Origin of the sequence: Paeniglutamicibacter psychrophenolicus, from assembly GCF_030812255.1 — a bacterium.
GTDB classification, from domain to species: domain Bacteria; phylum Actinomycetota; class Actinomycetes; order Actinomycetales; family Micrococcaceae; genus Paeniglutamicibacter; species Paeniglutamicibacter psychrophenolicus_A.
The window spans coordinates 1-25,722 of the sequence record NZ_JAUSSH010000021.1 but is presented as its reverse complement, the minus strand read 5'-3'; the positions used below and the strand labels follow the sequence as shown (position 1 = coordinate 25,722).

23 protein-coding genes, 3 tRNA genes and 1 pseudogene are annotated in these 25,722 nt (G+C 66.0%); 17 read left to right on the top strand and 10 right to left on the bottom strand.

Annotated features, from left to right (window positions below; translation table 11 throughout):
- Positions 1-488: 488 nt before the first annotated feature.
- Positions 489-3,002, bottom strand: a complete 2,514-nt coding sequence (locus J2T21_RS19750; RefSeq protein WP_307583823.1) for an ATP-dependent DNA ligase — start codon at positions 3,000-3,002, stop codon at positions 489-491.
- A gap of 407 nt (positions 3,003-3,409) precedes the next feature.
- Here J2T21_RS19750 and J2T21_RS19745 point away from each other — a divergent pair, with 407 nt between their 5' ends.
- Both J2T21_RS19745 and J2T21_RS19740 read left to right on the top strand, forming a co-directional pair.
- A complete protein-coding gene (locus J2T21_RS19745; RefSeq protein ID WP_307583819.1) occupies positions 3,410-3,826 on the top strand; it encodes a CBS domain-containing protein in 417 nt (138 codons plus the stop codon).
- A 336-nt stretch (positions 3,827-4,162) separates the two neighbouring features.
- Positions 4,163-4,645: a GNAT family N-acetyltransferase gene (locus J2T21_RS19740; RefSeq protein WP_307583817.1), complete on the top strand. Its 483-nt coding sequence runs from the start codon at positions 4,163-4,165 to the stop codon at positions 4,643-4,645.
- Between the two features lie 87 nt (positions 4,646-4,732).
- Here J2T21_RS19740 and J2T21_RS19735 read toward each other — a convergent pair whose 3' ends face one another.
- Positions 4,733-6,865: a catalase gene (locus J2T21_RS19735; protein ID WP_307583815.1), complete on the bottom strand. Its 2,133-nt coding sequence runs from the start codon at positions 6,863-6,865 to the stop codon at positions 4,733-4,735.
- Positions 6,866-7,106: 241 nt separating this feature from the next.
- Positions 7,107-8,042, bottom strand: a complete 936-nt coding sequence (locus J2T21_RS19730; protein WP_307583813.1) for a 2-hydroxyacid dehydrogenase — start codon at positions 8,040-8,042, stop codon at positions 7,107-7,109.
- 244 nt (positions 8,043-8,286) lie between these two features.
- Here J2T21_RS19730 and J2T21_RS19725 point away from each other — a divergent pair.
- From J2T21_RS19725 to J2T21_RS19715, 3 genes are all read left to right on the top strand, one after another.
- Positions 8,287-8,359, top strand: a tRNA-Lys gene (locus J2T21_RS19725).
- 295 nt (positions 8,360-8,654) lie between these two features.
- A complete protein-coding gene (locus tag J2T21_RS19720) occupies positions 8,655-9,212 on the top strand; it encodes a DUF488 domain-containing protein (RefSeq protein WP_307583811.1) in 558 nt (185 codons plus the stop codon).
- Entirely contained in the window at positions 9,209-9,508 is a 300-nt protein-coding gene (locus J2T21_RS19715; protein WP_307583809.1) for an MGMT family protein, read from the top strand. Before J2T21_RS19720 ends, J2T21_RS19715 begins: the two co-directional genes overlap by 4 nt.
- On the opposite strand, the gene J2T21_RS19710 is transcribed toward J2T21_RS19715, so the two are convergent.
- Positions 9,499-9,654, bottom strand: a complete 156-nt coding sequence (locus tag J2T21_RS19710) for a hypothetical protein (RefSeq protein ID WP_307583807.1) — start codon at positions 9,652-9,654, stop codon at positions 9,499-9,501. The two genes, J2T21_RS19715 and J2T21_RS19710, sit on opposite strands and share 10 nt — an antisense overlap.
- Positions 9,655-9,938: 284 nt before the next feature.
- Here J2T21_RS19710 and J2T21_RS19705 point away from each other — a divergent pair.
- Both J2T21_RS19705 and J2T21_RS19700 read left to right on the top strand, forming a co-directional pair.
- Positions 9,939-10,011: transfer RNA gene (locus J2T21_RS19705), tRNA-Lys, on the top strand.
- 95 nt (positions 10,012-10,106) lie between these two features.
- Positions 10,107-11,570 carry an AAA family ATPase gene (locus J2T21_RS19700; protein WP_307583805.1) on the top strand — a complete coding sequence of 488 codons (1,464 nt, stop codon included), beginning with the start codon at positions 10,107-10,109 and terminating at the stop codon, positions 11,568-11,570.
- A gap of 52 nt (positions 11,571-11,622) precedes the next feature.
- Here the strand turns inward: J2T21_RS19700 and J2T21_RS19695 are convergent, their stop codons facing one another.
- Complete coding sequence (locus tag J2T21_RS19695) at positions 11,623-11,826, bottom strand: hypothetical protein (protein WP_307583804.1); 204 nt, start codon at positions 11,824-11,826, stop codon at positions 11,623-11,625.
- A 241-nt stretch (positions 11,827-12,067) separates the two neighbouring features.
- Here J2T21_RS19695 and bcp point away from each other — a divergent pair, with 241 nt between their 5' ends.
- The 8 genes from bcp to J2T21_RS19655 all read left to right on the top strand — a co-directional run bounded on the left by bcp (position 12,068) and on the right by J2T21_RS19655 (position 19,121).
- Positions 12,068-12,565: a thioredoxin-dependent thiol peroxidase gene (bcp, locus tag J2T21_RS19690; RefSeq protein ID WP_307583803.1), complete on the top strand. Its 498-nt coding sequence runs from the start codon at positions 12,068-12,070 to the stop codon at positions 12,563-12,565.
- Positions 12,566-12,655: 90 nt separating this feature from the next.
- Positions 12,656-12,737, top strand: a tRNA-Leu gene (locus J2T21_RS19685).
- A gap of 138 nt (positions 12,738-12,875) precedes the next feature.
- The gene (locus tag J2T21_RS19680; protein ID WP_307583801.1) at positions 12,876-14,717 is read left to right on the top strand and encodes an ABC transporter substrate-binding protein; all 1,842 of its coding nucleotides are present in this window, start codon (positions 12,876-12,878) and stop codon (positions 14,715-14,717) included.
- Between the two features lie 93 nt (positions 14,718-14,810).
- Complete coding sequence (locus J2T21_RS19675; protein WP_307583800.1) at positions 14,811-16,292, top strand: malate:quinone oxidoreductase; 1,482 nt, start codon at positions 14,811-14,813, stop codon at positions 16,290-16,292.
- A gap of 239 nt (positions 16,293-16,531) precedes the next feature.
- Positions 16,532-16,867 (top strand): hypothetical protein, encoded by a 336-nt coding sequence (locus tag J2T21_RS19670; protein WP_307583799.1) that lies wholly within the window; start codon positions 16,532-16,534, stop codon positions 16,865-16,867.
- A 413-nt stretch (positions 16,868-17,280) separates the two neighbouring features.
- Positions 17,281-18,099, top strand: a complete 819-nt coding sequence (locus J2T21_RS19665; RefSeq protein ID WP_307583798.1) for a PRC-barrel domain-containing protein — start codon at positions 17,281-17,283, stop codon at positions 18,097-18,099.
- A gap of 78 nt (positions 18,100-18,177) precedes the next feature.
- Positions 18,178-18,768 (top strand): hypothetical protein, encoded by a 591-nt coding sequence (locus J2T21_RS19660; protein ID WP_307583797.1) that lies wholly within the window; start codon positions 18,178-18,180, stop codon positions 18,766-18,768.
- A gap of 167 nt (positions 18,769-18,935) precedes the next feature.
- Complete coding sequence (locus J2T21_RS19655; RefSeq protein ID WP_307583795.1) at positions 18,936-19,121, top strand: CsbD family protein; 186 nt, start codon at positions 18,936-18,938, stop codon at positions 19,119-19,121.
- Between the two features lie 264 nt (positions 19,122-19,385).
- On the opposite strand, the gene J2T21_RS19650 is transcribed toward J2T21_RS19655, so the two are convergent.
- Both J2T21_RS19650 and J2T21_RS20920 read right to left on the bottom strand, forming a co-directional pair.
- On the bottom strand, positions 19,386-20,090 hold the full coding sequence (locus tag J2T21_RS19650; RefSeq protein ID WP_307583794.1) for an ImmA/IrrE family metallo-endopeptidase: 705 nt from the start codon (positions 20,088-20,090) through the stop codon (positions 19,386-19,388).
- Positions 20,091-20,237: 147 nt separating this feature from the next.
- A pseudogene (locus J2T21_RS20920) lies at positions 20,238-20,393 on the bottom strand (helix-turn-helix domain-containing protein); the annotation flags it as partial.
- 741 nt (positions 20,394-21,134) lie between these two features.
- Between J2T21_RS20920 and J2T21_RS19645 the strand changes: the two are divergent.
- Positions 21,135-22,217: a carboxylate-amine ligase gene (locus tag J2T21_RS19645; protein WP_307583792.1), complete on the top strand. Its 1,083-nt coding sequence runs from the start codon at positions 21,135-21,137 to the stop codon at positions 22,215-22,217.
- Between the two features lie 280 nt (positions 22,218-22,497).
- On the opposite strand, the gene J2T21_RS19640 is transcribed toward J2T21_RS19645, so the two are convergent.
- From J2T21_RS19640 to J2T21_RS19630, 3 genes are all read right to left on the bottom strand, one after another.
- On the bottom strand, positions 22,498-22,734 hold the full coding sequence (locus tag J2T21_RS19640; RefSeq protein WP_307583791.1) for a hypothetical protein: 237 nt from the start codon (positions 22,732-22,734) through the stop codon (positions 22,498-22,500).
- Between the two features lie 26 nt (positions 22,735-22,760).
- Positions 22,761-23,027, bottom strand: coding sequence for a DUF7218 family protein (locus J2T21_RS19635; RefSeq protein ID WP_307583789.1), 267 nt, complete (start codon positions 23,025-23,027; stop codon positions 22,761-22,763).
- A 342-nt stretch (positions 23,028-23,369) separates the two neighbouring features.
- Positions 23,370-24,371, bottom strand: coding sequence for a helix-turn-helix domain-containing protein (locus J2T21_RS19630; protein WP_307583787.1), 1,002 nt, complete (start codon positions 24,369-24,371; stop codon positions 23,370-23,372).
- Between the two features lie 319 nt (positions 24,372-24,690).
- On the opposite strand from J2T21_RS19630, the gene J2T21_RS19625 reads away from it, so the two are divergent.
- Positions 24,691-25,161 carry a hypothetical protein gene (locus J2T21_RS19625; RefSeq protein WP_307583786.1) on the top strand — a complete coding sequence of 157 codons (471 nt, stop codon included), beginning with the start codon at positions 24,691-24,693 and terminating at the stop codon, positions 25,159-25,161.
- The last annotated feature ends 561 nt before the right edge of the window (positions 25,162-25,722 follow it).

Genomic DNA, 25,722 nt, shown 5'->3' with positions numbered 1-25,722 from the left:
GGTCCCGCGCGGGAGGCCGCATGACGGACGTGAACCCCAAGAACCTGCAGGGTTCCTCCGGCCCGACGCCCGGGCTCGACGACGTGACCGAACCGGAAGGAGCCGCGTCGCCCGAAAACAGTTCTAGGCCACACCCGTCGCACCGCTGAGTCTGCCGTGTCCCGGGCCAACTCGGGACGGACGAACACACGTCGGAGCCAATCGCCGTTGTTTGCAGGAGCGATGAGTCTTCAGCGCGCCCGTGGCGGCCGTCGCCGCGACGCTGGTCGGTTCACCGGTTGGTTGCGGCTCAGTACCTCCATCGTTCCTGGCGGGTTCAAGGCCATGGTCAAACCAATACGGCTCTGCGGGAAACCCGCACCGGGACCTCGTCGTCGCGGCCAGTACGCCCGCCGTCCTGCCCGAGGCCACGAAAGTTCTTCCTGGGCCAGTCCTACTTCATCGAGGACACTGCCGCAACCAAGATCAAGGGCTCCGCAGCCACCGGTTCAAGCTTCCCATCGCACCGCTGCTGGTTCCTTGTCCCTGCGCCACCCGCGCCACACCGGGTGGCGCAACCTCTTGTCCCGCGTGCGTTCGGTGTATCGGACCTCGCCGACCAACTTGGGTGAGACCCAGATGGCATCGGTGCGGTCGATGCCAGGCACATCCTTGGCAGCAGGGGTCTTGCGCCGGTGTTGCTCGAGTTCACCACGGATTCGACGCAACTCGTCGGCGGAGAACCCGGTTCCCACTCGCCCGGCATAGTGCAATGCCCCATCCTCGTGCACGGCCAGCAGCAACGAGCCAAGGGTGTCGCTGCGCGCACCGTTGCCCTGCCGCCAGCCAATGACCACCACCTCCTGGTGCAGTTCGTTCTTGAACTTGACCCAGCTCTTGCTGCGCTTGCCCGGGCGGTAGGTCGAGGAAGATTCCTTGGCCACCACGCCTTCCAGGCCCAACTCGGCACTGGATTCCATGGCCTCTTCCAACGTTCCCTCGTGAACAGGGGGCACATGGATGTGTTTGCCTTCGGATACCTGTTCGGCCAGCCGTCGCCGCCGCTCGAGGTAGGGCAAGGACATCAAATCCTCCACCGTGCCGGGGCGGTCACTGGTCTTGCCCCGCTTCCCATCCACCGCCGGCAGCCGAAGCGCGTCGAACAGCATCAGGTGCACCTCGGCCATGGGCGCCTTGGCACCTCCACCGTTCTTCTTTCCGGCTTCGCTCCTGGCCTGCAGCAGGCCGAAATCCGGTCGGCCGTTGCTGTCCAATGCCACGATCTCACCGTCCAGGACCGCACCCTCCGGAGCCCGGTCCGCGAGCTCCTGCAGCTCCGGGTACTTGGCGGTCAGATCGTTGCCGTTGCGGCTGTGCAAAATGGCCTGCCGGGCCGCGACGCCGACCACGGTCCGATACCCGTCCCACTTCATTTCGTAGGCCCAGGCCTCGTCTTCATCGAGCTCACCGGGTTTTCCGGCGGTGGCCAACATGGCGCGCGGCAGGTCCTGTTTCGCGCGCTCCGGGGACTGCGAGGAAGATTTGGCTGCGCTGGGCGATTTCCCGGCGTGCCTGGTCGTTCCACGGCCTGCATCTGCGTCGTGGCCGGTGCCGTTCTCGCGGGGTTGCTCCTTCATGAGTTGCAGCAGCCAGTTCTTCTCGTTGCCCATGCGCGGGGCATGGATCAGCGCATAGCGTCGGGCCACTCCGCCGAGCCCTCCGTCCGGTCTCCCCCGCAGCTCGGCGATGACCTCTGCGCCCTCGTTCCACTTCTCGATCCGGCAGGAACCGCTGTCCCAGATCTCCACGGTCCCGGCACCGTATTGGCCAGCGGGGATCGTCCCCTCGAATTCTCCGTAGTCCAGCGGGTGGTCTTCGGTCATCACCGCCAGGCGGCTGACACCGCTCCGAAGGGGTGGGCCCTTGGGTACCGCCCAGGACACCAGGACGCCGTCGTGCTCCAGCCGGAAGTCCCAGTGCAGGGCCCGAGCGTGGTGTTCCTGGATCACAAAGCTCGCCTCGCCGCCGGTCCCCCGCGCTGATGCGGCCGCTTCGGGAACAGGTTCCGGAGTGGATGCCGCGTCGCGCTTGGACCGGTAGGTCTCCAGCCGATCGGGTGCCGGGGGCGCGGTCCGGCCCAGCGTCGCCATCGGGTCGAGTCCCGCCTCCACGCGTTCGAGCACCTCGTGGAAGTCGAGTTGGCGAAGGCCCGGCTCTCCGATCTCCTCCCAGGTGCGTGGTGCGGCAACCATAGGCCGCGCTCGTCCGCGCAGCGAATACGGGCAGATGGTGGTCTTGGCAGCGTTGTTTTGGCTCCAGTCAATGAACACCTTGCCCTCGCGCAAGGACTTCTTCATCTCTGCCACGACCAGTTCCGGATGATCTTGTTGGAGGTGTCGAGCCAGCTCGCGGGCAACCTGTGAGATCTGGTCCGAGGTATGGGTTCCGTCCAGGCCGGCGTAGAGGTGGATTCCCTTGGAGCCGGACGTCACTGCATAGGCCTCAAGTCCCATGCCGGAGAGCACCTCGCGGCACAGCAACGCAACGACGGCGCACTGGGCCAGATCGACGCCCGGGCCCGGGTCCAGGTCCAGCACCATGCGGTCGGGATTCGCCGGGGCCATCTCCATGTCGAAACGCCACTGGGGCACATGGATCTCCAGGGCAGCCAGTTGTCCCAGCCACGTGAGCACCGCCGCATCGTCGACCAGCGGATAGATGTTCTCGTGGTCCTTGTGCTTGATGGTTCCCCGCGGGATCCAGTCCGGTGCCGAGTCCTCAAGATCCTTGCGGAAAAACACCTTGCCCGGCTTTTCCTGCGTCCCAACCCCGTTGACCCAGCGTTTGCGGGTCGCCGGCCGCCGGGCCGCCAGCGGAACGAGCACCGGGGCAACCCGGGCGTAGTAGTCCAGCACCTCCCCCTTGGTGGTCCCCGTCTCCGGGTAAAGCACTTTGTCGAGATTGCTGACCCGCAGCACCCGTCCTGCAATCGATACCGTTTCCCCGGAATTTCTCGGTGCCATGGGCGTCTCCCTTCGGTTCTGTACACCACTGTGCCGCGGCCCGGGGCCGAAGACCAGCGTTTGTCATCCCGGCACCTCATCGCTGTTGGCTTTGCCGCCCGGTTTGAAACCAATGGGCCCGGCCGTGGAAGCATCGCCAATCTGTTCTCGCCGTGGTGCGCGAATCAATGGACAGCGCCGTGGCCCGTCCGTAGCGTGGGAATCGCCGGAGGGTTCCGACTGGACCCGGTCCCCGCCGAAGGAGCAAACCATTCCTCCGGGGCCGATCCGGGATTCATGCGCAGCATCCACTTTCCGGGCAAGGGGAAGGCAACCCGGCCCGCGCTGAGCGCCGGAACCCCCGAAGGCCCTTGGCGAACACGGGCCCAAGGCAGGCAAGATCCAATCCAACCCACGCAGGGGGACCCATGACAACCGCACGCGAAATCATGACCGGCTCGGCCGAATGCATCGGCGAGAACGAAACCCTCGAGGAAGCGGCACGAAAGATGCTGCAACTCGACGTCGGATCGCTACCCATCTGCGGCGAGGACAACCGGCTCAAGGGCGTTGTGTCGGACCGCGACATCGTCGTCAAGTGCCTGGCCCAGGGCGGGGACCCGCGCAACACCCGGGCGGGAGACCTCGGCGAGGGAAAACCTGTCACCATCGGGGCCGACGACAGCGTCGAGGAAGCAATCAGGACCATGCAAGAGCACCAAGTGCGCAGGTTGCCCGTCATTGACGGCCACACCCTGGTCGGCATGCTCAGCCAGGGCGACATCGCCAAGAACTATCCCGAGGACAGGGTCGGCGACCTGGTCAAGTTCATCTCCGTCGACTAACCCCGGGAGCACCTTCGAAGGGGCGGGACAGGGTACCCACGGCGTGCCAGGTCCCGCCCCTTCTTGGCTTTTTGCCAAGGCCCGTTGGCTGCCTCCCGCGCGGAATCCGCCTCGGAACAGCGATCTCTTGTCGCTTTCCGGTCTTGTCGATACGCTGAAATCGGTTCAGCAGTGGGCCATGGTTTCCTTGATTGGAGCATCCCATGAAGCTGCACCTTGGCCAGACATTCCATGCCCCCGTCTCCCGTCCCCCGTGGCACGCAAACAGATGCCGGCCGCCCATCCCGGATCCACCGGCCATCATCCCGTCGGCCAGCACACCGGAGGGCGGTCTCCATGCGGGTCATTGAGAACAACCAGAAACTGCGTCGCTACCAGCTTTACGAGCACGGTGACCTGGCCGGATTCGTGCAGTACAGCATGCGCGGCGAAGAACTGTGGCTGCACTACACGCAACTCAAGCGCCGCTACAAGTCCGAGGAAATCGTTGACGCCCTATTCCTGCACATCCTCGAAGACGTCATGCGGCGCCGCTTGGCCCTCATGCCGTTCTGCCCCGCCATGCGCACCTTCATGGTGGAACGGCCGCAGTACGCAGGTCTGGTGCCAGAGCTCTGGCAGGACCGCTTCCTGGTTCGGTCAACGGTGCCGCACCGGCCCATGGACCGGGTCCGCTACACCGGTTCCCCGAAGCGGCGCAGCACCGCCACGCACCAGGCCGAAGGAACGCGGGTAGCCGTCTGGGCCGGAGCCCCGGCACAGGGACAGCCCCGGACGCAGTCGGCGTTCTGCAACGGGGCGCCGCTGCAAGGCACCTGAGGACACCACCCATGCAGAAGGGCCGGCCCCGGAATCTCCCCGGTGCCGGCCCTCTGCAATGACTCCCCGCCGTCGAGGCAACAGCCCTCAGGAAGTGGACGTGTCGAAGCGGGCCCACGCGCGGTGTGCGGCCAGCAGTGCGGCCACCCCCGCTATCGCCTCCTCCACGGCGGCCGTGGCCACGCCGAAGTCCGAGGCGGGCAGCCCCGACCGTTCGAGCACCTCTGCCCCCTGCCCCACCGCCACGATGGCCTTGGACTGCCGGTAGGCCTCCTGGAGCAGCAGCACCAGCCGCGGATCCACGCCGTCGGCCTCCGGAGGGACCACGGCCCCCGCCTTGGTGTCCCGGTCCACCCGTGCCCCGGGAGCCGGAGCCAGCGCCTCGGCAACGACCAAGGCATCGAACTCGATGGACCGGGCCGTCAGCAGCGTCCGGTCCACCGGCGACCCGTCGGCCAGCGCGCCGCCGATGGGGGCCACCAGCAGCGGGGTCATGCCCGCCAGGTTGGTCTCGGCGACCAGCCGTTCGACCACCGCGGCCTCGGTTGCGTGGCCGACGACGATCCCCACGACGCGGCCGTCCACCGGCCAGTTTTTCCCGATCTGCGAGACCGACGGGCACAACTCCGCGTCCTGCACTTCGGTGTCCGCTTCCGGTGCGGGGAGGCCCAGTTCCCGGGCCACGGCTGCGCAGAGCTGCGCATCGATGTTGGCCAGGGCCTGGAGCTGGCGGGTCCGCACCGCCTCGCTGGCGCACTTGCCCAGCTCAAAGGCGTAGGCCTGTTGGACATGAAGCTGTTCAACCGTCGACAGGCTCCGGTAAAACATCCGCGGCTGGGAGAAGTGGTCGTCGAAGGACACCGGGTTGGCGCGTTCCTTGACCGATTCGGCGACGCGTTCGGGCACGTCGATGAAGGGCAGCGCCGTGTTGGATCCCTCGCCGGCCATGAACGGGCAGCCCCCGTCCAGCGAATTCGGGTGGTAGGGCGCGATTCCCTCGTGGATGTAGCGCTGGTGCATGCCGTCGCGCAGCATGTCGTTGACCGGGGCATGGGGAAGGTTGATGGGCAGTTGCGAGAAGTTTGGGCCGCCGAGGCGGGTGAGCTGGGTGTCGATGTAGGAAAAGAGGCGCACCTGCAACAGCGGGTCGTTGGTCACGTCGATGCCCGGCACCAGGTGCCCCGGATGGAAGGCTACCTGCTCGGTCTCGGCGAAGTAGTTGGACGGGTTGCGGTCCAGCACCATCTTGCCCACGGTCATCACCGGTGCCAGCTCCTCGGGCACGAACTTGGTCGGATCGAGCAGGTCGATGCCGTGGAACATCTGCTCCTCGTTGTCCTCGAACACCTGCACGCCCAACTCCCATTCGGGGAAGGCCCCGGCCTTGATGGCCTCGGCCAAATCGCGGCGGTGGAAGTCGGGATCCGCGCCGTTGGCCAGCATCGCTTCCTCCCAGACCAGCGAATGCACGCCGAGCCGCGGCTTCCAGTGGAACTTCACCAGCGAGGTCGACCCGTCCGGGCCGCTCATCCTGAAGGTGTGCACCCCGAAGCCCTCCATCATCCTGAAGGAGCGCGGGATCCCCCGGTCGGACATGTTCCACATGGTGTGCGCCTGGGCCTGGGTGTGCAGCGAGACGAAGTCCCAGAACGTGTCATGGGCCGATTGCGCCTGGGGAATCTCCAGGTCCGGATGCGGCTTGACCGCGTGGACCACGTCGGGGAACTTGATGCCGTCCTGGATGAAGAACACCGGAATGTTGTTGCCCACCAGGTCGAAGACGCCCTGGTCGGTGTAGAACTTGGTGGCGAAGCCACGGGTGTCGCGGACGGTGTCGGCCGAGCCGCGCGACCCGGCGACGGTGGAGAACCGGACGAACACCGGCGTCGTGGCGCCCTCGGCGAGGAAATCGGCGCTGCAGATGCGCGAGCCGGTGCCGTAGCTCGTGAACACCCCGTGGGCGCCGGCGCCGCGGGCATGGACCACGCGTTCGGGGATCCGTTCGTGGTCGAAGTGCGTGATCTTCTCCCGCAGGTGGTGGTCCTGGAGCAGGATCGGGCCGCGCGGGCCGGCCTTCAGCGAGTGGTCGGTGTCGCGCAGCGGTGCGCCCTGGCTGGTGGTCAGGTCGCTGCCCTGCGGGTGGTCGGGGTTTGCGTTCGCGTTGGCCTTTCCGGCCTGGAGGGGTTGGGGAACGACGGGCTTGGGGTTGGGGCTGTTCATGCCAGGACTCGCTTTCGCTCGGTGCCCGCTGGGGACACGGTCGATGGAACATGGGCATTGCGCCGGTGCCACTGCAAGCACCTCGTGTTCGGCACCCTGGCGGCGGTCGCGACACATCCACCGTAGGCCCGTGCACCCGGCCCGAGTCAAGGGAAGTGCACCCCGCAGGCCCCGCCGGATGAAGCGGGCCGCGGGCCCCGTCCCCGCCGTCGGCATCCCGACGCCCGGAGGGAGGGCGGCCCTACGGGGCCTGGACCAGGTTTTCCGGCGTCGTTCCCGTGGCCCACGCGACCAGCTGCCGCTTGAGCAACGCGGTCATGCGCGGCAGGAACGCCTCGGTGTTCCCGCCGTTGTGCGGCACGACCAGGGCATTGGGCAACTGCCAGATCGGGTGGTCGGCCGGAAGCGGCTCGGGATCAAAAACATCCGAGGCACAGCGCAGCCGTCCGGTCTGCAGCTCGGCGACCAATGCATCGGTGTCCACGACCGGGCCGCGGGCGACATTCACGATGACCGCACCATCGGGCAGGGCGGCCAGCAGCTCGGCGTCAACCAGGTGGTGGGTGCTCGCGTTGTGCGGAACGATCAGGATCAGCACCTCGATGTCCTTGGCGTGGTCCAGCAGGTTGCCGACCGCCAGGATTTCCCCGTGCTCGTCGGTGCGGGCACGGGTGCCGAAGCGGCTCAACTCGACTTCAAATGGATCGAGCCGCTTGCGGATTTCCTCGCCGATTCCCCCGACGCCCACGATGGCGACCTTGCGGTCGGCCAGCCCGGGCCAGCGCGCCGGGTTCCATCTGTTGGCGGCCTGGTCGCGCACCGACTCCCCGATGCCGCGCAGCGAGGCGATGGCCAGGCCCACGGCCAGTTCGGCCGTCGAGGCCGCATGCACGCCGGCCGCGGTGGCGACGGAAACGCCGGGACCGACCAGGTCGTGCACGCCGTCGTATCCGGTGGTCTGCGTCTGGACCAGCTTCAGGTTCCTGGCCCGCCCGATTCCCTGCAGCATCGAGAAGTTCGCCATGTACGGAAAAATCGCGACGTCGATCTCCTCCAGCTTCACCCCCGCGGGCTCCCCTTCGATGTCCCAGACGCCGGCCACGATGCCTGCGGGCAACGGGCCAACGGCCTCGAGGAGTTGGGTACTGGGAAAGCTCACAACGCGAATCGGGTTCATGTCCATCAGCGTAGGTCGCCGCCGGGGGCCGACCCAAGGATGAAACGCTGCGTGGACATAAATGCGTGCGCATATGACGCGGCGCCGGCCCCGACATCCGGAACCCTGCAACGACCCAACTCAAGTCGATGTTTGTGACGTCAATCGCAAACTACCGCTTTGGTTTGCATTCGGCCGTCAAGCTGGTAGAGTTTCATGTCGTTGCAGAGCGCGGGAGCCACGAACTTCCAGCGAAACAACAGCCGCACCTCTAGCTCAATTGGCAGAGCAATTGACTCTTAATCAATGGGTTTCGGGTTCAAGTCCCGAGGGGTGCACAGTCAAGAAGGCCCGGTTCGCCATAGCGAACCGGGCCTTCTGCTTTTCCCGGAAACCGCACGAGGCATCCGCAGCCCGCGACACGGCGTGGGCCGCACTCCCCTGCCCGCCGGATGACGGGGGTTTTCCGGGCGGGCCACTGTCCCGGAATGCCCGTTGCACCCATTGCGCGCCCTGCAATACGGATGGGAGGCTGCCCCCGGCACTGGCGCACAACTGGTTGCGCCGACGCCGACGGCATGCGACGCTGCCTTGAAGGACGCTTCCGGGACGACCGGCGACAGGGTGGCAACAATGGGAACGAAGCGCATGGGGCAGGCGGCCCCCCGGGTGATGACGATAGGCCATTCAACCCGGGTTTTTGACGACGTGGTGCAGATGCTGCGTTCAAACGGCGTCACCGAACTGGTGGACGTGCGTTCGTTTCCGAACTCGAGGAAGTTCCCGCAGTGGAACCAGGCATCGATCGAAGCGGAACTGCCTGTCGGCATCGGCTACCACTGGATCAGGGATCTGGGCGGGCGCCGGTACACACCCGCCGGCGCGGAAACCCCCAACGACGGGTGGAAGGTCAAGGCCTTCCGCGACTATGCCGATTACATGTCCACCGATGCTTTCGCCGCCGGGCTCGCTGAACTCCTGGCCGTCGCGAGGCACTCGGTGCCGGCAATCATGTGCAGCGAAGCGGTCCCGTGGCGCTGCCACCGCCGACTGGTCACCGATGCGTTGATCGTTGCGGGGGTCGAAGTCCTGGACATCATGTCGCCCAGCTCCACCCGGCGCGCGAAGCTGACGGCCTTCGCCCAGGTGCACAACGGGAAGATCACCTATCCCGCACTCGAAGGGGAATGAGCATGGAACCGGTGGAGGTTGTCCGCGCAATCGTGGTGTCGATCCCTGCGGGATCCGTGGCGAGCTACGGCGAGATCGGACGCCTGGCGGGCGTCGGTCCGCGCCAGGCCGGCCGCCTGGTTGCCCGGCTCGACGAGGATGTGCCGTGGTGGCGGGTGGTGTACGCCGACGGCACGCCGGCCACCTGCCACGACGGAGGCGCGCGGGCGTTGCTGGAGGCCGAAGGCGTCCCGTTCCGCGACGGTCGCGTCGACATCGGGAAGATCCGCGGCGGTGGAATCCCCGGTCAGGAATAGGCGCAGAACGGGTACCAAGCGGTGCTGGTGCAGTTCAGCTGCCCCTCGACCCTCGTCGGCGCGTAGACCCCGGTCCGATCGAGGCGGTAATGCCTCAGGTAGCCATGGGCGGACTTGATGTACTCCTTGCCGTGTTTCGCATTCATGAGGCCGTGGACCACATTTCGAATGCGACGCGTTCGAGCTGTTCAGTCACGAAAGCGGCCCGAATCGTGAATTGTGCCCACCATCACAAACCCCATTTCACCTCCCAAGGCGCCAAAGCATCAAGTTTCACACCTGGAAAGACGCTGAAATCCGCATGAAATCAAGGTATTTGGCATGCCGCTCGTTCGTAGAATCAGGGATTTTATTTCCACGGCACTTTCTGGTTATGATTATCTGCGTCGCAAGGACGGGCTCCGCACGGGGCGCTGACCGAAGCGACTAAGCACCTCTAGCTCAATTGGCAGAGCAATTGACTCTTAATCAATGGGTTTCGGGTTCAAGTCCCGAGGGGTGCACGGTGAGAAAGACCCGATCTGTTTCGACAGGTCGGGTCTTTCGTTTTCCCGCTGACGTCGCCCAAATCATTGGTGCCCGCTGATAGGCTCCGCTCATGGACGAACAGCTGGCATCCTTCCTTCGCGATTTCTCCAAGCTAACAACCCTGGCCTCCATGGCCTCCGACGTCACCGGCGGCACCCCGCTGCTGCCGGCTGTCGCGGCGCACCTCGGCACGGAGCCGGGGCGACTGCCCGTAGTGGTCGAATCCTTTCCCGCACATCGGCTGGCGGACGCCTCGGGAATCCTGAACGATCTGGTTGAAGCCGACTCCGGCGCACGGATCCACGGACTGACCGGCCAGCAGCGCCACCACATGGACCTTTCGGACCTGGTCTCCAGCAACGGCATGCATGCCGGGTGGCTCGGCGAGCCGGACTACGAGACAGTTTCGGTCGGCCCGGACGAGGAACGCCGAATCGTCTCCTTCGGACTCTTCCTCTTCACCCGCGCCGGAAACCCCATGGCGGTGCTGATGCGGCAAGCCAATCCCCAGTACGGCCGCGAACGCGCCACCGTGGAAGTCCTCGGAGCCAGCCCGGATGCGGTGGATGAGTTCCTCAAGCACTTCAAGACGTCCCTTCGCGAAAACAGCATCTTCCGCGGCCACGTCATCTCCTTCACCGCCAACGACTATTCCTCGTCCGCCGCGGGGATCACCTTCCACCGCCGGGCCAACGTGGCGGCCGGGGACGTGGTGTTGCCGCCGGGGACCCTCGAGCGGATCGAGGCACAGGTCCTGGGCGTCGGCAAGCACCGCGAGAAGCTCCTGGCGCACGGGGCGCACCTGAAGCGCGGGGTGCTGCTCTACGGTCCTCCGGGCACCGGCAAGACGCACACGGTGCGCTACCTGGCCTCGGCAGCGGCCGGGCACACCATCATCCTGCTCTCGGGCAACACCCTGGCCTTCGTCAGCGAGGCCGCGCGCATGGCACGGGCCCTGCAGCCGGCCATCGTGGTGCTCGAGGACTGCGACCTCGTGGCCGAGGACAGGAGCTTCGGCCATGGGCCCCAGCCGCTGCTCTTCGAGGTGCTCGATGCCATGGACGGGCTGGACACCGATGCGGATGTGGCGTTCCTGCTCACCACCAACCGGGTTGAACTGCTCGAGGAGGCCCTGGTGCAGCGCCCGGGACGCGTCGACCTTGCCGTCGCGGTGCCGCGTCCCGACACGGTGGCCCGGCGGATGCTGCTGGAGCTCTACGGGCGCAGACTCAACCCCTCGGCGCAGGCCATCGCTTCCATCGCCGAGCAGATCGCCGGGACCACCGCCTCATTTGCCAAGGAACTGACCCGCCGCGCCGTCCTGCTTGCGGCCCTGGCCGGCGAGGAGCCGGGAGATGCGCATTTGTCGGCGGCGGCCACCGAGCTCATGTCGGATGCCGCGTCACTGACCCGCAGCCTGCTGGGAGGGACCGGGGAGAACGGCTCGGACCAAGAACAGGAATCGCCCCCCAGGCACTTTGGCTTCGAGCCGGGGATCGCCCCGGAAATACCCGGAACCATGGGCTGGTCCTAAACCCCTTGAATCCCCGAGCGCCGCGGCACGACGGTAGTCGCCCGTCGGCCAGTCACCAGCCGTTGTTGCGGATGGCCGCCCGAGTGCGTGCGGAGCGCGAGCCCACTCGGTTGGTCGCGCCGGTGCGGTGGATTCTGGCCAGCTGGTCTTCATGTGTCCCGGCTGCACCCGATGCCGCAAACGCCACGCGCTGGGCAACGAGCTCCTCGGGCAGCGCGAAGCCCGCGGACGAGGCGGAAGATTTGTTCTTGGACATGAAACTGGTCCCCACTTCAATGATTGATGTCTCTCAATCACTTATGCTAGCGCCCTGATCCCCAAACACGAACGATTGGCATAGCGCCGCCTCCGGAGCCCCTGAACCCTGCCTTCCAGCCACGGACCCGCACCACCGGCATGCTGCCGGCAACCAGCCACGGGCTTGCCACTACCCATTCGGGATAGGCTCATGGGTAGAACCCGTCGCCACCCCAAGACCTTAGGGAGCACCCACACCGATGAGCGAGAACACCACCACCGAAGCCGTCCGGCTCTCCGCCGGAGACACCGCCCCGGACTTCACCCTGACCGATGCCCGCGGCCAGGAACTGACCCTGTCCTCGCTGCGCGGGAAGAAGACCATCGTGTACTTCTACCCGGCCGCCTCCACCCCGGGCTGCACCAAGCAGGCCTGCGACTTCCGCGATTCCCTCGAATCCCTGGCCTCCGCCGGCTACCAGGTCGTGGGCATCTCCCCCGACGCCCCGACCAAGCTGGCCAAGTTCACCGAGAAGGAAGAGCTGACCTTCCCGCTGCTGGCCGACGAAGACCACGCCGTGGCCGAGGCCTACGGAGCCTGGGGCGAGAAGAAGAACTACGGGCGCACCTACGAGGGCCTGATCCGCTCCACGATCGTGGTTGACGAGAACGGAATCGTCGAGGTGGCTCAGTACAACGTGCGCGCCACCGGGCACGTTGCGAAATTGCGTCGTGATTTGGGTATTGACCCCAAATAAAGTTTCGCCCTCAGCCCAAAAGCGATAAATCGGGCCGAAAATCTCCGCTAGACTGATTCCTGCCGAACTTCGAAAGCGGTTCGCTGCCTTGCGAGCGTGGCGGAATTGGTAGACGCGCTGGATTTAGGTTCCAGTGTCTTCGGACGTGGGGGTTCAAGTCCCCCCGCTCGCACTCCCGAGCCGCATGCATCCCCCCTGGGACCAGCGGCATCGCGCAGGGCCCCCGGATGATTTCGGGGGCCCTGCTCGTTAACAACCGGCAGCGGCCAGCCACCATCGTGGAGCCCAAAACACTGACGAGGAGTCTTTGGTGCCAAGCCAGCCGCACAGCCTTCAACCACCGAGCGCCAGCCGCCGCGCCTTCCTGGCCGGGGGCCTGGGGCTCGGCGCCCTGGCCCTGGCCGGTTGCGTCCCGAAGGAAACCCCGGCACCACCCAGCACCACCGCCAGCACCGAACCGGTCATCCGCACCTTCCACTTCGGCTCCGCCGCAGACCCGCTGACCCTGGACCCGGGAATCTCCGGGGACAACGAGACCTTCCGCGTCACCCGCCAGATCTACGAGGGGCTCGTCGGGGTCGACCGCGAGACCGGCGCCCCGATCCCGCTGCTGGCCACCGACTGGATCGTAAGCCCCGATAGGCTGCAGTACACCTTCGTCCTGCGCCACGGGGTCAAGTTCCACGACGGCACCGACTTCAACGCGGCGGCCGTGGTCACCAACTTCGAGCACTGGGTGGCCCTGCCCGCCGACGTGCGCGCCAACTCCGACCAGGGCTTCACCCAGGTCTTCCGGCACAACGACCAGCTGCCGGTGCTGCCCAAGAGCATCCCCAAACCCGAGCCGACCCTCGATGCCAACGGCGGCGAAATCGTCGACCCGCAACAGGCTGCCCACCACGCCGCCCAGCTCGAACTGCTCGAATCCCTGCGCAAGCAACTCACGGACGACCCCTTCGTGGGCGCCAACACCGGCGGGACCGCCAGCTACTTCGGATCAATCAAGGCCGCCGACACCCACACCGTGGTGCTCACGCTGCGCAAGCCCATTACCGGTCTCATCGAGGCACTCACGCTGCCCGGTCTGGCCATCGCCTCCCCCAAGGCCCTGGCCACCGCGCCGGAGTCCGGGCGGACGGACTCGGCGCTCTCCGCGCAGCCGGTGGGCACCGGGCCCTACAAGTTCATGGCCTGGAAGGACGGGGCCATCACGCTGCGCTCCTTCCCCGACTACTGGGACGCCGACGCCGTCGCGGCCAACACCACCGCCCCCACGATCGTGGTCTTCCAGGAGATCAGCACACCGGCCGGGCGCCTGGGGGCGCTGGGCCGGAAGGAAATCGACGGCTTCGACATGGTCACCGTCACGGGCCTGCGCGAGCTGGTGCGCGAGGGCAAGCTGATCGTGCAGCGCGACCCGTATTCGGTCACCTACCTGGGCATGAACCGGTCCAACGAGTGGCTGGCCAAGGACGAGTTCCGCCGCGCGATCGCCCACGGCATCGACCGGAACAGGCTCATCGAGCAGTTCTTCATCTCCGGCACCAAGGAGGCCCGCGGCTTTTTGCCGGCCTCGCTGGGCATCAAGACCTCCGACACGTACTACGGGCCCGACGCCAAGCGCGCCAAGGAGCTTCTCGAATCCTGCGACTACGACGGCACCCCCATCCCGTTCCTGTACCCGCTGAACATCTCCCGGGCCTACCTGCCGCTGCCCGAGCTCATCTATGCCGAGCTCTCCCGGCAGCTGGCCCTGGTCGGCATCAAGATCCGGCCGGTGCCCATCGACTGGACCGACGGCTACGTGTCCAAGGTCCGCTCGGGAAACATCCCGGGGCTGCACCTGCTGGGCTTCAACGGCGGCTACCGGGACCCGGACGATTTCATGGGCGCGCTGTTCGCCTCGAACAACCGGCAATTCGACTACGCCTCCCCCATCCTCACCGCCCAGGTGCTGCTGGCCCGCTCCATGCCCGCCGGCGAGGAACGCGTGGCCGCCTACGAGGATCTGTCCAACACCCTGGCCCGGGATTTGCCGGCACTGCCGCTGGCCTTCCCGATCTCCGGGCTTGCCTTCAACGACACCGTGAAGAACTATCCTTCCTCCCCGGTATTGGACGAGGTTTTCTCCGATGTGAGGCTGAACACTTAACACCCTCGATGTCAAGCGACCAATTTCCTGGACCCGCCCGCATCAAGCTACCCTTGCGTAGAGTCTAGAAGAACTTTCAATGGAGATCCCCCCGTGCCTTCTGAATCCACCCAGCAGTCATTCGACGTCGTCCTCATCGGCGCCGGTGTCATGAGCGCAACGCTCGGAACCCTGATCAAGCAACTGGAGCCGGGGTGGAGCATTGGACTTTTCGAGAACCTGGACCAGGCCGGCCTCGAGTCCTCCTCACCCTGGAACAACGCCGGCACCGGCCACTCGGCCCTGTGCGAGCTGAACTACACCGCCGCGGGCCCCGACGGCACCGTCGACCCGGCCAAGGCCATCGGCATCAACGAGCAGTTCCAGGTCACGCGCCAGTTCTTCTCCCACCTGGTGAAGAACAAGCAGGTCGGCGATCCGTCCACCTTCATCAACGCGCTGCCGCACATGAGCTTCGTCATCGGCGAGGACAACGCCAGGTACCTCAAGACCCGCTACGAGGCCCTGAAGCCGAACACGCTGTTCAACGAGATCGAGCACACCGAGGACCTGGACACCATCAAGTCCTGGACCCCGCTGGTGGCCAACGGCCGCGACGAGTCCCAGCGCGTGGCAGCCTCCCGCGTCACCTCCGGCACCGACGTGGACTTCGGTTCGCTCACCCGACAGATGACCGACGACCTCGCCGCCAACGGCGCCGAGGTCAACTACGGCCACCGCGTCAAGGGCATCAAGCGCGACGGCGCCGGCTGGACCGTCACGGTCCGCAACAACGCCACCAAGGCCCAGCGCGCCGTCAAGGCCAAGTTCGTCTTCGTCGGCGCCGGCGGCGGGGCCCTGGGCCTGCTGCAGAAGGCCGGCATCGAGGAAATCAAGGGCTTCGGCGGCTTCCCGGTCTCCGGCCAGTTCCTGCGCTGCACCGACGAGACAGTCATCGACCAGCACCACGCCAAGGTCTACGGGCAGGCCTCGGTCGGCGCCCCGCCGATGAGCGTGCCGCACCTGGATACCCGCTTCGTCGACGGCAAGCGCTCGCTGATGTTCGGCCCCTACGCCGGATTCTCCACCAACTTCCTCAAGACCTCCTCGCTGCTGGACCTGCCGCTTTCCATCCGCGCGCACAACATCCTGCCGATGCTCGCCGTGGGCAGGGACAACCTGGACCTGACCATGTACCTGATCAAGGAAGTGCTCAAGTCCCGGACCAAGAAGGACGACGCGCTGCGCGAGTACCTGCCCGAGGCCGTGGGTGAGAAGTGGGAACTGATCACCGCCGGACAGCGCGTCCAGGTCATCAAGAAGGACGCCAAGAAGGGCGGGGTGCTGCAGTTCGGCACCGAGGTCATCACCTCCGAGGACGGCACCATCTCCGGCCTGCTCGGCGCCTCCCCGGGTGCCTCGACCGCGACCCCGATCATGATCGGGTTGCTGGGCCGCTGCTTCCCGAAGCAGTTCTCTTCCTGGGAGTCCAAGCTCAAGGAGATCATCCCGTCCTACGGCGTGAAGCTCAACGAGAACCCCTCCCTCTACGCAGAGGTGCGCGCCGAGACCGACAAGGTCCTCAAGCTCGCCTAGTGCCTTGACCCATCCTGAGCCAACCGAACCGGCCCGGTTTCCTGCAAGGGGACCGGGCCGGCGGCATTCGGCATGCATTGTCCTTGAACGGGACGGAGCGCGGTGCTTTGCTTGTTATGGATGCCCGGCGCCTTTGCCTGCCAACGTCGTACCTACTCGGGAACCATCGCTACGGTCGGCAGCCGAGCCGGTCCGTTGGTGAACCGCACCCGGAGGGACCATCCGGTAAGGACAACGTCATGCTGGGCCACGGCTACCTGAACGCTTTGAAGAAGGCCAAGAGCACGGTCTATGGGCCCTCACGGGAAAAGGTCGGCACGCTGGGAAACATTTTCATGGACGTGCGCACCGGGGACGCCGACTTCGTCAGCGTCCATCTGGGCTTGTTCGGCTCGGAGGAAGCGCTGGTCTCACTCAACGGCGCAGTGTTCACCGACGGACATCTTCAGGTCCGCTATGCCAAGGACGTCATTAAGCACGCGCCGAACATCGATCCCGCCGCGGAGCTTGGCGAGGAGGCCAAATACATGCTCGATGAGTATTATGCGGCCATGGATCCCGATATCGGTTCGTAGGCTCATCCCGCGCACGGAAGCACCAGCATTCCAGCTGGGCACGGCGCGACCGCACAGGCTTCCCCGACGACTGCCGGAACCGCTTTCGATGCCTCGGCCACCTCTGGCTGCATCGGTTGGGGGCGGCCAGCATGGTTCCTGCGGTCGGCTCCCGCGGCGCCGGACCAGCGGGCCCTACTTGCTCAAACATGCGGGAGCAAAGGCATGCGGCGCAGAGTTGCGGCGCCGAGTTGCGGCAACGAGTCTTGGTATTTTCGCGATACTTTTATTCCCCATGCGGCAGCTTGTCCCCAACGGCTTGACACTTCCTTGAACCGGCTTGGCGGCGGTGTTTGGCTATTGTCAGGAACAATCGGCCGAATCGACATTGGCGCCACAGTACCGCGCCGAGGTTCCAGGATCGGAAGGAGGCCATGGATGACTCGGGTACCTCCGACGGCTGCCGAAGACCAGCCGACTGGCCAGGCGGGTCCGGCAGTTGCTTTTCCCATGGAAACGCCAGTGGGAGTACCGGCCAGATGCCGGACCCGACGTGGAACTCCTCCGATGCCTGCAAGGAAAGGAAAAACACCATGTTGAACTACGAAGACTTCAAGCCCTTGCTGGAATCCAAGACGAGCGTGTTTGGTTCCGACGGAGAGAAGATTGGCACGCTCGGTCAGATCTACCTGGATGATGGAACCGATCTGCCGCACTTTGCCACCGTCAACACCGGGCTGTTCGGCTCCAAGGAGAACTTCGTACCGCTCTCGGATGCGGAAATCACCAAGGGCAATCTGTACGTGAAATTCACCAAGCACTTTGTCAAGGACGCTCCCGAGATCGACCCAAGTGGCCATCTCAGCCCCGACGACGAAGACCGGCTTTTTGACTACTACTCGCAGGCAGGCCTTGGCCAGTCGCGCATTCCGGACCCCGAGGAATCAGTGTCGGATCGGCGGAACCCGGCAGGGCACCCGGATCCGGTTCGTGATAGCCAAGTGCCAAGGACCTCCCGCATTCGCCGGCACGATGCCGCAGCTTCGGCCCGCCGCGAGGAATCCGTGCCCGGCCCCGGCCCCACGTCAGATCCCGGTTCACCCGGTGACGCAGACCTTCAACCAGCCGAAGACAAGGCCCGGAACGCGAAGGCCAGAGGTGAAGAACAGCAATTGGCAGAGGGACCGCGCACGGCGACCGAAGAGGGACCCGAGGCGAAGGGCCCCGGCCCCCTGCACCGGATGGACCCCTAAGAACGCGGCCGCCGCAGCAAAGGGCGGGTGCGCCGCCACAAGCCACTGTCCGTTTTCAATTTTGAAAGAGGTTGTTCGTTGGAAACCACAGATTCCGGATCAAGCACGGCCGATTACCGCAGCCATGAACGACTCTCCCGCGAGAGCCGGGAATTCGGCGGCGTCAAGGTCGGAAGCACGTTCTTCGGCTGGGTCGTTGCCATGGGGATGAGCGTGCTGCTCACCGCACTTCTCACCGCGTTTGGCGCCGGCGTCGGATTTGCCACCAAGACCAACTTGGGGTCCGCCGCCGAGAACATGGCACGCAACCCGGACACGGCAGCGTGGATTTCCGCTGCAGCCTTGGTCCTGGTGCTGCTAATCGCCTACTTCTGCGGCGGTTACGTGGCAGGTCGCATGGCCCGCTTCCATGGTGGCCGTCAGGGCGTGGCAGTGTGGGTCTGGGCGATAGTTGCCGCAATCGTTGTGGCTGCCCTGACCATGGTTCCAGACATCAACTTCGACGCATGGCGCCAGCTCAACGGCAGCCCATTGGTTCCGCAACAATGGAACATGGGGTTGTTGGGCTGGATAGTGCTCGTCATTGCCTTGGTAATCCCGTTGGTTGCCGCGGTCCTGGGCGGTCATGCCGGTATGCGATACCACCGCCGCATCGACAGAAGCATCTAGCCCCTCGGAGCCGAATCCGGCTCCGGCCCTCAAGCTTCCCGACCCCACGCCACGAAGGGAGAGACACGAGACCCCCACCAATGAACCCGGAATATGCGGGACCTTACGGGCGCACGCATCAACCGGCGCGGCAATCCATCGTAGAAGCACAGCAAGGAGGAACCCCCATGGGACTCGGCGACAAGATCAGCAACAAGACCCAGGAAACTGCCGGCAAGATCAAGGAAAAGACCGGTGACGCGACCGACAACGAAACGTTGCAGGCCGAGGGTCTGAAGGACCAGACCGTGGCCAAGGCAAAGCAGGCCGGCGAACGCGCCAAGGATGAAGTCAAGGACATCAACCGCGAGTAGGCCCGGCGCGTGGAAAAGGAGCCGGCTCGATGACGGGCCGGCTCCTCTTTTCGCCCGGACACGGAACGTGTTCCATCCGCGGCATCGATCCTGCCCGATTCGGGTGCCCTCGGAACCGGGTCACGGTTCCGAGGGCCAGGTGCCATATCGGGTTGGTTGGCCCGGAGCTACGCCCGTTGAAGACTGGATCTGCCGCTGTTCGAATCACACAACGCCAGGCAAGGCCGGAAGCATCAAGCCACCAGGGCCACCCGATGCACGTGCCTAGAGTTCCGACAGCGGCGTGTCCAGCATCCAAGCCAAGGAAGTGCCATCCACCCGGCCCTCGCGCATGCCCTTGAGATGCGCGTTGAACAGGTTGTAGGGGATGCGCGGGGCCCGGTAAGCCCGGGCCCGGGGATGGCTGAGGCATTCGGGGTTCTGCCAAACCAGCAATTGCAAGGTCCCCTCGTCCGCATGCACCAAGGCCGGTCCTGGCTGGATGTCCAGGGATTTGAGCCGATGGGTCAGCCCCTTGGCCGAGACACCTGCCTCCCACAAGAAGTCAGCCAGCTCCCGGGGCGTCTGCCTGTTCCAGTTGATGGAGCGCAGCACCGCTTCGGGCAGCAGGAGGGAATAGGCAAAGTCGGTGGACCAGCTGTCTGACGAGGTCCTGCGGCGTCCAATGCTCGGTTGCCGGCCCTGGACAAGTTCTCCCAGTTCACGCGCCAGCACCAGATTGGCCTGGTACCACGCACCTGTGCCGCGCACCACCACATATGTCACCTTGCTGATGGCCATGGCGCGGGCATCGAATGCAGGTCCCTCGCCCACCACGAACACCCCGATGCCGTAGGTGTGCTCGATTGCAGCGGGAAGATCGTAAATAAATGGGTCCGGCGAATTCGCTTCAAGCCCGACAGCTGCCTCGGCTGCGGCCGCGTCCGGAGGCGTTCCCGGTGCAATGGCGGGCACCGATCGGGTGGACATGCCAACTTCCCGATAGGCCCCGGCCGGAAACGCCACGGTCTCCGCCACCCGGTCCGGCCGTTCCGTGCCAATGGGCGGACTCCCGCGGTCCCAGTCCGCCGGTTCATGCCCGGTGCTTCGCGGGTCGCCTGTCACCAGCCATTGCAAGGAAACCCGCAGGATCTTTGCCAACGCGGCCAGCTCGCTGGCACTGAAATTCCGCTGTCCACTCAAGGACCGACTCAGGCCATCCTGCGTCATGGCGACCTGACGGGCAATCGCTGCCTGGTTCAATCCCCCGTCGTTCGACCTGATCGCATCCATGACCCGCAACCGTATTTGTTCCATCTGCCCTGCCTTCCCCGCTTTTGGATGATTTCCCGGCGGAACGGCGCACGTTGGCGTACGCGCCGCTCACATGTCATGCACAGCATCGCCGCATTGGGCCCTCCGTGTAAAGGCACATGTCGCTTTTGCGACTTTACGCCCGCAACCGGAGTACCGGAACCTGTCGATGGGCCGGGGCCCGATCGCCTGCCGCTCCGGGCCCCGGCGATCGGTGCCCGTCGTCGGCGGGAGCTCGGGACTTCATGGGTCGTCCCGGCCAATGCTCTGGGGACAACGGTGTTGGAATCCTTGACGGTTCATTCCGGACGCGGCACAGTAGCAACATGCCGGTGCGCTGCTGCCCCAGCCAGCGTTGCCATTTTGACGCGGACGATCCCGACGGAGGAGAACAACATGAACCACCTTTCCCATCATGACCACTTCGGCCTCCGGGTGGGTAGGGAACTCCGGGCGCCGCGTGCGGGACAACGGCACCTGTCAGCGCACGGATGCCACTGATCGACGTGGCGCATGTCCTGGATCCACGGTGGCCGCCGCCATGGACGTTCGGTCGCAGGGTCCCCCCGAGCCAATAGACATGCGCCACCGAGGCGACGGGGCGACGGAGCATTGCGCTGCGGCGAACACGCAGACCCCCGGCTTCCCGCCGACTTCTTCGCCACACATATGCGGACGGAGCCGCGGGTTCACGCTTCGTTTTACAGAAAGGCACAGGTCATGAGCACCTTTGGCATTGAAGAGGAATTCTTCCTGTTGGACCCAGCCTCGGGGCTCCCTGCCGTTCCCGATGAGGGCACCCGAAAGCGCCTGATGTCGATCCGGGCGGGGGCCAGCGAATCACAACACGAGTTGCTGGACTGCCAAGTGGAAATGGCAACACCCGTTTGTTCCGCATCCCACGAAGCGCTGGCTTCGTTGCGTCGGTTTCGCCAAAACCTGGCGACCACCGCGTCAGCCAGCAACCTGGTGGCGGTTTCGATGGGCGCTGCTCCCTTGATGTCCGAAGGCTCGGCAACCATCGCCCCGGTTGAGCGATATCGGAAAATACACCGCTACCTGCCGGGGATCAGCAGCCAGCAATACGTCTCGGGAATGCACGTGCATGTCGCTATCACGGACTCGGAAGCCGGGATCCTTGCGTTGAACGGGTTGCGCAGATGGCTGCCCATTCTGGTGGCGATCGGCGCGAATTCGCCGTATTGGCGGGGCATGGACACAGGATTTGCCTCGTGGCGCAGCATCCACTACAGGATGTGGTCCGTCCAGGGAATCCAGCCTTACTTTGCCGGTCCCGAGGACTACTACAAGTTCCTCTCCCAGGTCCTGGGTTCCGACGTGGTCCTGGATGCCGGCCACATCGGCTGGGCGGCGCGCTTGTCCCACAACTATCCAACCGTCGAGATCCGTGTCGCCGATGCGCAGCTTCGGGCCGCGGATTCGGTGGCGCTGGCCTTGGCCATCAGGGCACTGGTTGAAACATCTGTCCACCAGCCTCTGCCCGAATCCGGGTTGCGCAGTGAATTGCTCGACCTCGCCACCTGGCAGGCAGCCAAACATGGCCTGGACGGAAACCAGCTGGATCCCGAGACCGGACGGTCGGTATCCCCCGAACGCATGGTTGGTGCCCTGTTGCGGCGCATTGGCGATGCCCTGGAGGAAAGCGGAGACAAGGAGGAAGTGGAAGCGGCGCTCAGTCGCATGCTCGCCGATGGCAATGGTGCGCGGCTTCAGCGCGAAAGCCTCGCCTTCGGCGGTCTGTTGGGCGTCGTCACCAATGCCGCGGCCCTCCTGGTTGAATGACAGCCGGTCGCCGGACGGTTGCTCGCCCGACCTTCAATGCGCGATTGCCCGGTTCCACGGACAACGATGAGAAGCCATCGGTCCGATTTTCAGGTGTTCGCCATGGCCTGCAAGCCCACTGCATACCATTTTGGCTGGGACCTGGACAGGACTGAATTCCGTGTCCCTGCCCCGCTGGCAGAAGCATGATTCCCGGGATCGCGGCTCCGGCTATTCGGCGGCGTGTGGATCCGACGTGCACCGTCGCCGATGCAACGGCAGCTGCTGCCGGGCCCCTCGTTCATCCGCGGTCTTGGCGCCGCCCATCCTCTGTGCCACTCGTCGAGGCAGAGTCCTGACCGGCGGATTCTTCCACAGCGGGTTCCTGGGGGACGTGGTCGGCGGCGGCCTGCGTGTCCTCGTCGGTGAGCAGGGTCTCCGCGTCGCGCAACGGATCGAAACTATCCAGCGTCTCATGCCCTGCGGGTTTCTCCGGAGGCACCGCCGCGGATTCCTGCCCGGAATTGGTGTGTGCCATGTGGTTCTCCCTTCCGGGGTGGGCCGTCACGAGTTGCGCAGGGACTCGATCAGCTGGTCCTTTGTCTGCTTCGAATATCCGTGCAACCCGATTTCCTTGGCCCGTTCCTTGAGTTCGGGAACGGTCCAGTCCTCGTAGCCACCGGATTTTCCCCCGCGGGCTCCCACCACCGAGCGGCCTTCCTTGGCGGCTGCATTGGCGATCCGCGCGGACTTCTGCTTGGAGTTTCCCTCATCGCGCAGCTTCTCGTAAAGTTCGTCGTCCTTGATCTGCGGAGTCTTGTCCTTTGGCATGGTGTGTTTCCCTCCCGATGGGTTGATGCGGGCCGGTGTCACTTCTGCTTCACATGCGGTTGACCGAACGTGGCTCGACGCCGCGCTACGTGCCCGGGTGCGAAACCGGCTCCGCCCGATGTCCGTGCTCATTGCACGCCCGTATCCGTGCTAGCCACGCTACTGCGCGCGCCGCCGCTTTCCAACCTTCTGGCAACGCGTAGCTGGAATTCTGCGGCCAAACCGGCGTCTCCGGTGCGACGCCGGCGACACCGAGGCTGCCTCGATCCGGGGCAGGGCCCGTCGAACAACGTGGCAGCAGTCAGTGGCCACCGGTGGCCGGGCCTGGTGGCCGTTCCACCCTCAAAGCTCCTCCAGCGGGGTGTCAAGCATCCAGGCCAGCGAGGATCCGTCCACCACGCCGCGGCGCATGCCGGAGAGGTGCGCACCAAGCAGGTCCGCCGGAATCCGCGGGGCCCGGTACGCCCTGGCCCGGTGGTGGCTCAGGCACTCGGGATCCTGCCAGACCAGCAGCTGCAAGGTTCCCTCGTCGGCATGCACCAGCGCCGGGCCGCGGGCGATGCCCAGTGCGTCGAGCCGGTGCGCCAGCGCCCTGGCCGAGGCCCCGGATTCCCACAGGAACCCGGCCAGCTCGCGCGGGGTCTGCCGGTTCCAGTCGACCGACCGCAACCGCGCGGCGGGCAGCAGCAGCGCCAGTGCGAAGTCGAGGGCCCAGCCGTCCTCGGCCTGCGCGCGGATGCCGATGCCTTCGTGCCGCCTGCCCAGCAGCGCGCCCAGCTCGCGGGCCAGCACCAGGTTCGCCTGGTACCAGGCCCCGGTGCCGCGCACCATGATGTAGGTGACCTCGTCGGTCCGCATGGCCCGGGCGTCGAACGCCGGCCCCTCGGCGGCCACGAACACCCCGATCTCATAGGCCTGTTCGATGGCCGCGGGCAGGTCATGCACGAAGGCCTTGCCCAAGGCCTCATCCAGCACCCTCGCGACCTCCGCCGCGCCCTCCTCGGGGTCCAGGCCGGGCTCGAGCTGCGGCACCGTCCCGGTGCCGAGTCCCACCTCCCGATACGCCCCGGCGGGGAAGGCCACGGTCTCCGCCACGGAATCGTGCTTCCAGCCCGCACCCTGCCCGTCCCGGCCAGTGGATCCCTCGGGGCGCGGGTCCCCGGTGACCAGCCAGCTCAGCGACACCTCGAGCACCTTGGAAAGCTTCGCCAGCTCGGTGGCGCTGAAGTTCCGCTGCCCACTCAGGGAGCGGCTGAGCGCATCGCGGCTCATGCCGATTTGCCGGGCCACCTTCGCCTGCGTCAGGCCGTCGTTGTGCGATTGCATGGCGTCTTGGACGCGCAAGCGGATCCCTTCCACAAGCCTTCACACCCCTCATGCATTCGCCCTCCGGCCCGCGGCCTCGGTCCGTGGCCGGCGGGATTGTTGCCGTTGCGGCACTAGGGACAGCATTCACCACCCACAGGCGGCGTGTAAAGGGAAGGCCGCCATCCCTCCGTCCCCCGGAACCGCGCCGGCCCATGCACTCCGGGACGGAATCCGGACCGAGTTTTCGGCGTCGCGGGCACTTGACGCCCGGGGCACGGAGCGAGACGGTGGCAGGGAGGGATTCCACCCGCCAACCGCATCGAAGCCCCCGAGGGCGGGAACGAGAGGAAGCACGATGGACACGTTCCCCGGACCTCCGGCGCAGGAACCGGAACTGCCCGACTCGACCCCGCTGGATCCGGAGCTGCCCGGGATCGACGGGCTGGGCGGCATGGGGGCCGGCCGGGGCAGCGGCTACGCGGTCACCGTGCACACCCACGGCTCCGACCTTCCCGGCGGCCCCGCCACGCTGGCCATCGAGATCCGCTCGATCGCAGGAATCAACGAACCACTCACGCTGTGCATCGACCAGGGCTACCTGGATCGGCTGGGCACGTTGACCGTGTCCCCCGCCCCGGAAGCCGAATCCGGCGACGGCATGTACCGGATGCTCGATTTCCCGGCGCCCGGTGCCCCGGGATTTCGCCTCGAGATCTCCGGCACCCTCCTTGGCGCAGAGGCCCCGGCGGCCGCCGGGGACCTGCACGTCTACGTCGGGGGGATCCATGTCGCCACCATCGACCTGCGCACCGGAGAGGCGCCGTAACCCGAAGCGCGAAGCGGCGACTGTCTCGATTTTCCCAACACCCCGGGCGGCGTCCCAAGAATTCCCTCCCCGAAACCCGCCTTCCTCTCCCGCCTGACCTGCCGCTTCGGTAATCTCACGGGTAGCACACCAAGCAGGAGGGACGGCCCATGGCGCAGGCAGGATTCGCATCGCTCGACAAGGCCGTTCCCGTTGTGCGCGGCGGATCGTTGACGGCTATGGGGGTTCCCGTCAACGATCCGCGAACGGCCCGCCAGCGAGGGCGCCTGCGGCCCCGTGGCCGGGCCGGGCCGGCCGCCATCTAGCCGCGGGCACGTTCCCTGGCCGTCCGCGCCCCCACCACGGTGGGCGACCGCCGGGACCTTGAACCAGCCATGCTCCCTTCGCGGGTGCCGGGAAAGAATACGTGAATCGGGGGATTCCCGGCACCCGCGAAGGTACACACCAAGACCCGCGGGGGGGGGGGGGCCCCCCCGGGGGGGGGGCCCCCCCCGGGGTTGTTGGTGCGGGGGGGGGGGGGGGGGGGTTCGGGGGGGGGCGGGGGGGGGGGCCGCCCCCGGG